The 7489-nt window shown below is 68.9% G+C and carries 8 protein-coding genes and 2 tRNA genes; 5 read left to right on the top strand and 5 right to left on the bottom strand.

Annotated elements, in window-relative coordinates:
- Window positions 1–140: 140 nt before the first annotated feature.
- Window positions 141–1256 carry a polyamine ABC transporter substrate-binding protein gene (locus tag VGD44_RS21615; protein WP_331090449.1) on the bottom strand — a complete coding sequence of 372 codons (1116 nt, stop codon included), beginning with the start codon at window positions 1254–1256 and terminating at the stop codon, window positions 141–143.
- 89 nt (window positions 1257–1345) lie between these two features.
- Between VGD44_RS21615 and VGD44_RS21610 the strand changes: the two genes are divergently transcribed.
- Window positions 1346–1945 carry a hypothetical protein gene (locus VGD44_RS21610; protein WP_331090448.1) on the top strand — a complete coding sequence of 200 codons (600 nt, stop codon included), beginning with the start codon at window positions 1346–1348 and terminating at the stop codon, window positions 1943–1945.
- 22 nt (window positions 1946–1967) lie between these two features.
- Here VGD44_RS21610 and VGD44_RS21605 read toward each other — a convergent pair whose 3' ends face one another.
- Complete coding sequence (locus VGD44_RS21605; RefSeq protein ID WP_331090447.1) at window positions 1968–2429, bottom strand: hypothetical protein; 462 nt, start codon at window positions 2427–2429, stop codon at window positions 1968–1970.
- A 178-nt stretch (window positions 2430–2607) separates the two neighbouring features.
- Here VGD44_RS21605 and metG point away from each other — a divergent pair, with 178 nt between their 5' ends.
- Window positions 2608–4431: a methionine--tRNA ligase gene (gene metG, locus VGD44_RS21600; RefSeq protein ID WP_331090446.1), complete on the top strand. Its 1824-nt coding sequence runs from the start codon at window positions 2608–2610 to the stop codon at window positions 4429–4431.
- 11 nt (window positions 4432–4442) lie between these two features.
- On the opposite strand, the gene VGD44_RS21595 is transcribed toward metG, so the two are convergent.
- From VGD44_RS21595 to rlmB, 3 genes are all read right to left on the bottom strand, one after another.
- Complete coding sequence (locus tag VGD44_RS21595; protein WP_331090445.1) at window positions 4443–5156, bottom strand: TerC family protein; 714 nt, start codon at window positions 5154–5156, stop codon at window positions 4443–4445.
- 463 nt (window positions 5157–5619) lie between these two features.
- Window positions 5620–5997 carry a hypothetical protein gene (locus tag VGD44_RS21590; protein WP_331090444.1) on the bottom strand — a complete coding sequence of 126 codons (378 nt, stop codon included), beginning with the start codon at window positions 5995–5997 and terminating at the stop codon, window positions 5620–5622.
- A gap of 157 nt (window positions 5998–6154) precedes the next feature.
- Window positions 6155–6961 (bottom strand): 23S rRNA (guanosine(2251)-2'-O)-methyltransferase RlmB, encoded by an 807-nt coding sequence (rlmB, locus tag VGD44_RS21585; protein ID WP_331090443.1) that lies wholly within the window; start codon window positions 6959–6961, stop codon window positions 6155–6157.
- 135 nt (window positions 6962–7096) lie between these two features.
- Between rlmB and VGD44_RS21580 the strand changes: the two genes are divergently transcribed.
- From VGD44_RS21580 to VGD44_RS21570, 3 genes are all read left to right on the top strand, one after another.
- Window positions 7097–7183: transfer RNA gene (locus tag VGD44_RS21580), tRNA-Tyr, on the top strand.
- A 49-nt stretch (window positions 7184–7232) separates the two neighbouring features.
- Window positions 7233–7306 (top strand) — tRNA-Gly (locus tag VGD44_RS21575).
- 42 nt (window positions 7307–7348) lie between these two features.
- A partial coding sequence (locus tag VGD44_RS21570; RefSeq protein WP_324089766.1) for a GTP-binding protein occupies window positions 7349–7489 on the top strand: 141 nt, incomplete at its 3' end.

Genomic DNA, 7489 nt, shown 5'->3' with positions numbered 1-7489 from the left:
GGCGTCGACGGCGGTGGTCTCGCCGAACGCCTTTGAAACGCCGTCGAAGCGCACCAGCGGCCGCGCCTGCGGGTCTTCCCAGGGCGCGAAGGTCTCGCGGACGCCGCCGATCTGCGGCCGAGGGGCTTGCGGTCGCCCGCTCACCGTCCCGTCAGCACCCGGGTCCACTGGCGGTTCACGTCGCGCAGCAGGTCCTGGTCCTTGGTGGTGGTGACGAAGAGGCGCTTGGAGACCTCCGGCGACAGATAGACGTTTGGATCGGCCCGCAGGTCGGCGTCCACCAGCGGCGTCGCCGCCGCGTTGGGATTGGCGTAGCGGGTGGCGTTCGACGCCTTGGCGATCACCTCGGGCCGCAGCATGAAGGCGATGAACTTATGGGCGGCGGCCGCATTGGGCGCGTCCTTCGGCACGGCGAAGACGTCGAACCACACCTGGCTGCCCTCCTTGGGCACGGCGTAGGCGATGTTGACCCCGTTCTTGGCCTCGTCGGCCCGGTCCTTGGCCTGCAGGACGTCGCCCGAGTAGCCGATGGCCACGCAGATGTCGCCGTTGGCCAGCGCGTCGATGTACTCGGACGAGTGGAACTTCTTCACGTAGGGCCGCGCCTTGAGCAGCACGGCGGTCGCGGCGTCGTAGTCGGCCGCGACCTTCGAGTTCGGGTCCTTGCCCAGGTAGTTCAGCGCGACGGCGTACATGTCCTCGGACGCATCGAGGAAGTAGACGCCGCAGTCCTTCAGCTTGGCGAGCACGGCCGGGTCGAAGACGACGGCCCAGCTGTCGACCTTCATATCGCCCAGGCGCTGGCGCACCTTGTCGGCATTGTAGCCGATGCCGATGGTGCCCTGCATGTAGGGGACGACGTGCTTCCCGCCCGGATCGAACGGCTCCATGTGGGCGCGCATATCCGCCGAGAGCTTGTCGAGGCCGGGCAGTTGCGCCTTGTCCAGCGGCTGGATCGCGCCGGCGGCGATGTAGCGGGGGACGTTGTGGTTCGACGGAACGACGATGTCGTAGCCGGTGCCGCCCTGCAGAACCTTGGTCTCGAGAACCTCGTTCGAATCGAAGGTGTCGTAGGTAACCTTGATCCCGGTCTCCTTGGTGAACTGTGTGAGCAGCTCCGGGTCGATGTAGTCGGACCAGTTGTAGATCCGCAGCGTGCCCCCGCCCTCGGCGCCGGCCTTTTCGGCCTTGTTCGGGCTGCAGGCGGCCACCGCCAGAAACGCGCCCAGCCCGAGGGCCTTCCACCAACCCGCCATACGCTCTCCCCTTCCGCTACGGCGACGTTATAGGGAGGCGGCAAATACAGTTAAGCGCGAAATGCGCGGAAGGACTTCGAATGCTCAGGATGGCGACGATCGTAGCGGCGGCGGCGAGCCTTGTGGCCGGCGGCGCGATGGCCCAGGCCCCGGCGGCGCCTTCGGTGGTGCGCGGGACGGTGACGGCGATGGACGCCTCGTCGCTCACGGTGAAGGGCGAGAAGGGCGGAGTGATCAAGGTGGCGCTCGCGCCCACCTGGACGGTGGCGGTGATGAAGCCGGTGGAGCCCGACGCCATCAAGCCGGGCAGCTTCATCGGGACGGCCGAGATGCCGCAAAAGGACGGGACCGGCAAATCGCTGGAAGTTCACGTCTTCCCACCCGGGGTGAAGATGGGCGAGGGCCACTACGGCTGGGACAAGAAGCCCGGCTCGATGATGACCAACGGCACCGTCGGCACCGTGGTCGCCGGCAAGAAGGGCAGCCGCCAGCTCGAGGTGAACTACACCTATGGCAAGCGGACCATCACCGTGCCGAAGAACGTGCCGATCGTGCAGATCGCCGGCGGCGCGCGCACCCAGGTGAAGCCGGGCATCCCGGTGTTCATGGTCGTGCAGAAGGGCGCGGGCGGTCAGCTGACGGCCGGCTCGGTGTCGATCGGCGAGAACGGCAAGAAGCCGCCGATGTGACCGCCCGCGGGGTTGGCGGGCTTTAGCCCGCCGGCACCATGGCGACGACCTCGTTGGTCTTGGAGATGAACTTAACCCCCTTGACCCGGCCGTCCTTGTAGCGGTCCCACGCGCTCTTCACCTCGACCGACGTGGGGCCGGCGGCGCCAGGGGTCGCAGGTTTGTCGGCCACGACGTCGACCTCGTAGATTCCGTCCGGAGGTGTCGCCGCGTAGACGCGGGGCAGGAAGCCTACCTTCGTCCAGCCGGCGCCGTCGGTGGTGACCTTGGCTTCCAGGTCGTAGCCGCCCCCCGCCACGGGCTTCACCGAAGCCGATTGGATCGCCTGGACATTGTCCTGGCCCTGGTAGAACTGGACTTGGCGGGCCAGCGACTTCTTGGGCCCTTCGTCCTGCATGGCCTTCTCGGGCGCCCCGCTGTCGCCGCATCCGGCGAGCAGCAGGCAGGCGGCGACGGCCGCGAACGGCATGAGCCTTGTCAGCATCTTGAACCTCCCGTTGGGCGGCTCTTCTTCTTCGCGACTCAAACGGCCGCGTCCGCCCAGGGGATCGAGGTTTGCGCCACTTCCCGCGATTGGCGAGCATTTCTTGCGCCGCGGCCTTTGGCGAACCACGTGAGCAGCCTATAAGCCCCGGTCTTCCTGCAAACGCGCTATTCGGTCCATGTCCCGCATCCTCATCACCTCGGCCCTGCCGTACATCAATGGGATCAAGCACCTGGGCACGCTCGCGGGCTCGATGCTGCCGGCGGACGTGTATGCGCGCTTCCAGCGGGCCCGCGGGCGCGAGACGCTGTACATCTGCGCGACCGACGAACACGGCACGCCGACCGAGCTGGCCGCCGCCGAGAAGGGCCAGGACCCGGCGACCTTCTGCGCCGAGCAGCACGAGGTGCAGCACCGGCTGGGCCGCGCCTTCGGCCTGTCGTGGGACCACTTCGGCCGCTCGTCGTCGCCGCAGAACCACCGGCTGACCCAGCGCTTCGCCCAGCAGCTGTGGGAGGCCGGCTTCATCGAGGAGCGGGTCACCCAGCAGGTCTATTCCAACGCCGACAAGCGCTTCCTGCCCGACCGCTACGTGATCGGGACCTGCCCGCACTGCGGTTACGAAGCGGCGCGCGGCGACCAGTGCGAGAACTGCACCCGGGTGCTGGACCCGGCCGACCTCTTGAAGCCGCGCTCGGCGGTGTCGGGCTCGACCGACATCGAGATTCGCGGCTCGAAGCACCTCTTCCTCCGCCAGAGCCTGTTCGCCGACAAGCTGCGGAGCTGGATCGAGAGCAAGCGCGGCGGCTGGCCCCTGCTGGTCACCTCGATCGCGCTCAAGTGGCTGGACGAGGGGTTGCAGGACCGCGGCATCACCCGCGACCTGGAATGGGGCGTGCCGGTCAACGCCTTCGAATGGGGCCCGAACCCCGACGGTCAGCTCCCCGACATCGGGGGTCTGGCCGGCAAGGTGTTCTACGTCTGGTACGACGCGCCGATCGCCTACATAGGGGCTACCTGGGAGTGGGCCGACGTCCGCGCGGCGGAGGCCGGGAACGGACCCGCCCCCGACGCCGACTGGGAGCGTTGGTGGCGCCAACCGGCCGCGGCCGACGTGACCTACGTCGAGTTCATGGGCAAGGACAACGTGCCCTTCCACACCGTGGGCTTCCCCTGCACCCTCATGGGCGTGAACGAGAAGCGCGACGCCAAGGGCGTCTGGTCGCCGGCCAGCAACGCGCCGTGGAAGCTGGTGGACGAGCTGAAGGGCTTCAACTGGCTCGACTACTACGGCGGCAAGTTCTCGACGTCGCAGGGACGCGGCGTCTTCATGGACCACGCGCTGGAGCTGCTGCCGCCGGACTACTGGCGATGGTGGATCTGCGCCAACGCGCCGGAGACCTCGGATTCGACCTTCGCCTGGGAGCAGTTCCGCGACCAGGTGAACGCCGACCTGGCCGACGTGCTGGGCAACTTCGTCAACCGCATCTGCAAGTTCGCGGAGAGCCGGTTCGACGGCGTCGTGCCCGAGGGCGGAGCGCCCGGAGCACTGGACGAGAAGCTGGAGGCCGACGTGCTGGCCAAGCTGCGCGAGCTGACGGGCCACATGGAGGACCGCGAGTTCCGCAAGTCGACCACGGCGCTGCGCCAACTCTGGGTCATCGGCAACCAGTACCTGACCGAGGCCGCGCCCTGGACGGCCATCAAGACCGACCGCGACCGGGCGGCGGTGGCGGTGCGCTACGGCCTGAACCTGGCGGCCCTGTTCGCGAAGGTGTCCGAGCCCTTCATCCCGTTCGCGGCCGAGAAGATCGCCGACGCCCTAGGCGAGCCGTTCCCGGCGCAGTGGCCTTCGTTGGACGGGGCCGGCGTGCTGAACGCGCTGGAGCCCGGCCGCCCGATCCGCGCGCCCGAGGTGCTGTTCCGCAAGGTCGAGGACGCCCAGGTCGCCGAATGGCGCGAGCGTTTCGGCGGGCCCGAGCTGGTGGCCGAGCCCGCGTAACGCTCCGCCGCCTAGTGCGCCGGAGCCGGGGCCTTCGGCTGGATGTCCATGAAGTCCGGGACGGTGGCGTTGTACTGCGCCGTCCAGCCCATGTCGGCGACCACGTCCTGGCTGCCCTGCCACATCATGTGCAGCGCCACGTAGAGGACGATCAGCAGGCCCAGATACCCGATCCAGCGGTACCTGTGCAGCAGCCGCGCGATGGCGTGCGCCGCAACGCCCATCAGGGCGATCGACATCAGGAGGCCGAAGACCAGGATCGCCGGGTGCTCGCGCGCCGCGCCCGCCACGGCCAGCACGTTGTCCAGCGACATGGAGACGTCGGCGACCAGGATCTGGATCAGGGCGTCCTTGAAGGACTTCGGCTTCAGCTTGGGCTCGGTGGTCGGGTCGGAGTCGAGCGCGGCTTCGGCGGCCTCTTCCGCGGCGACCGCCTGGTCGCGCAGCTCACGCCACATCTTCCAGCAGACCCAGAGCAGCAGCAGGCCGCCGGCGAACAGCAGGCCCACGATGCCCAGGAGCTGGGTGGTGATCAGCGCAAAGCCGATGCGGGTGATCACCGCGGCGGCGAGGCCCCAGAAGATCGCCTTGCGGCGCTGCTCGGGCGGCAGGCCGCCGGCGGCCAACCCCACGGCGACGGCGTTGTCGCCGGCGAGGACCAGGTCGATCATCAGGACTTGGAAAAGCGCAGAGAGGGCGGCGGGCGAAAGCAGCTCTTCGAACATCGCGCCTCAATGCGTCAGGCGGCGGCCGGCTGCAACAGTCGAGCCGCCGCTTACGCCCCGAGGCCGCCCGTTCTGGGGGGGAGGCGGCCTCAGGGTAGGCCGGTCGGCCAACCAACCCGACCGGCCGTCGGCGCAAGCACCATCGCGCCCGTTGCTCCAGAGGTTCGGTCGCGGGAATGGCCGAGGCGCCACGGCGCAAACAGGCGCGCCGGCCTTCGATCCGGTGCGAGTTGGTGCGTCTTCGCCCGTGGGGCGAGGCCTGCGACCTAGAATCGCGTCCCGCGGGACAGGGAGGTGGCGAAGGGCATGGTGAGGATCGCCGTGCCGCCGGCCGCCAGCGCCGCCGGTCCGACGTCCGGCATCAGCCGGGCTGCGATGTCCGGCGGAATGGACCCTTCCGGGGCCAGGGGATCGGCCTTCGCCGCCTCCTCGAACGCGGCGTCGTCGGCCTCGTGGTCGCCGCTCAGGAGCCGGCGCGCTCCATCAGGCAGCCCATCGCCGCCGGCGACCCGCCGCCGACCCGCTGCAGGCCCATCGAGATGCCGTCCAGCACCTCGGCGCGACTGCGCAGGACCGCGTTGAAGATCGAGAAGGTGAACATGCCCGTCCGCGGCTCGGACAGGACGGAGAAGAGCTGGGTCTGGGTCATGAACGTCCAGCCCTCGAAGCGCATGTCCTCCACCGCCATACGCGAAGTCAGGAAGCCGTTCGCGGCCCTGCGGATGATCACCGGGTCATGGATGAACCGGCCCGGATGGCCGATGGCGGGCCGGGTCGTACGCCAGAAGCCCTCGTAGTCCTCGCCGCGCAGCTCGGTGCGCGTCCTGGTCTCCTGGAGCACCGACTCGGGCAGCCATGCGGCGAGGGGGCCCCAGCTTTGTGCAGGCCCCTCGGCCGTGACGCCCAGCTTGGCCCCCCGGACACCAGCGCCCCCCCGACGAACCTTTGGGTCGCAGGTTTGAGTGCGTTTGTCAGCGACTTGTTGCGAGTGGTTGCGTTCAGCGGGGCCGGCCCGCCTCGTAGAGGGCGATGGCGGCGGCGGCCGAGACGTTGAGGCTTTCGAAGCCGCCCGGCATGGGGATCTTCGCAAGCTCGTCGCAGTGCTCGGCCACCAGCCGGCGCAGGCCTTCGCCTTCCGAGCCCAGCACCAGGACAGTGGGGCCGCCGTCCAGCACCTCGCCCAGGCCCTTGTCCGCCTCGCCGGCCAGGCCCACGGCGCGCCAGCCCAGGCGGCCCAGCTCCTCGAGCGCGCGGGACAGGTTGACGACGCGGGCGACCGGCACGCGTTCCACCGCGCCGGCCGCGGCCTTAGCCAATGCGCCGGTGAGCTTGGGCGCGTTGCGATCCTGCAGGATCATGCCGACCACGCCGAAGGCCGCGGCCGAGCGGAGGATTGCGCCCACGTTCTGGGGATCGGTCACCTGGTCGAGCACCAGCAGGACTGCGCCGTGACGGGCGTCGAAGTCGGCGAGGTCGGCGTCCTCCAGCGGCGCCGGGCGCATCGCCACGCCCTGGTGCACGGCGCCCTGGGGCAGCGCGAGGCCGATCTGGTGGGCGTCAGCGACCTCGAGGACCTTCTGCCGACCGAATCGCGCCTCGATCTGCTTGGCCTTGTCGGAGGTCGCGACGAGCCGGAGCGGCGCCTTGCGGGCGGGGTTGGCCAGAGCCGCCTCGACCGCGTGCCAGCCCCAGATCCAGTCGTCGGACGGCGGTCCGGCCCGACGTTCCGGACGCCCCTGACCCTGCGGCTTGGGGCGGAATTTCCGGCCCTTTCGGGCGTCGTTGCGTTCCGTAGGCGAGGCCACTATAAGACGCGCTCCGATTTGGGGCCCCCTCGGTGGGTCGCCGCTTTTGGACTTGGAGATCGGCGCTTTACGCCCCTCGCGTCCTCAGGCGGAAGCCTTTTCTCAGAAGGCCCCAATGAAGGCTCCGAGCGCGCTGGGGGAATGTCCCGAGTGGCAAAGGGGGGGGACTGTAAATCCCCTGCTGTAATGGCTTCGTAGGTTCGAGTCCTACTTCCCCCACCACGCGCTTGAAGTTCACTGAGGAGTTGCGGCGGCCCCGCAAAAGCTGTTGGCGGGTATAGCACAATGGTAGTGCAGCAGCCTTCCAAGCTGAGGATGCGGGTTCGATTCCCGCTACCCGCTCCAGCTCCTTGAAGCGCAAGTTTAGAAAACGCCGGCAGGACCCTGATGGCCAAAGAGAAGTTCGAACGCAACAAGCCGCACTGCAACATCGGCACGATCGGTCACGTGGACCATGGGAAGACGACGCTGACGGCGGCGATCACCATGGTTCTGGCGAAGTCGGGTGGCGCGACGGCGAAGAAGTAC

This window comes from Phenylobacterium sp. (assembly GCF_036402295.1).
In the GTDB taxonomy this organism is placed as follows: domain Bacteria; phylum Pseudomonadota; class Alphaproteobacteria; order Caulobacterales; family Caulobacteraceae; genus Phenylobacterium.
The sequence above is the reverse complement of the archived record's forward strand: the minus strand, read 5'-3'. Positions and strand labels throughout refer to the sequence as shown.

Coding starts and splice junctions, on each gene's coding strand:
- VGD44_RS21615 (WP_331090449.1), bottom strand. CDS start 1,256: ATGGCGGGTTGGTGGAAGGCCCTCGGGCTGGGCGCGTTTCTGGCGGTG.
- VGD44_RS21605 (WP_331090447.1), bottom strand. CDS start 2,429: ATGCTGACAAGGCTCATGCCGTTCGCGGCCGTCGCCGCCTGCCTGCTG.
- VGD44_RS21595 (WP_331090445.1), bottom strand. CDS start 5,156: ATGTTCGAAGAGCTGCTTTCGCCCGCCGCCCTCTCTGCGCTTTTCCAA.
- metG (WP_331090446.1), top strand. CDS start 2,608: ATGTCCCGCATCCTCATCACCTCGGCCCTGCCGTACATCAATGGGATC.
- VGD44_RS21610 (WP_331090448.1), top strand. CDS start 1,346: ATGGCGACGATCGTAGCGGCGGCGGCGAGCCTTGTGGCCGGCGGCGCG.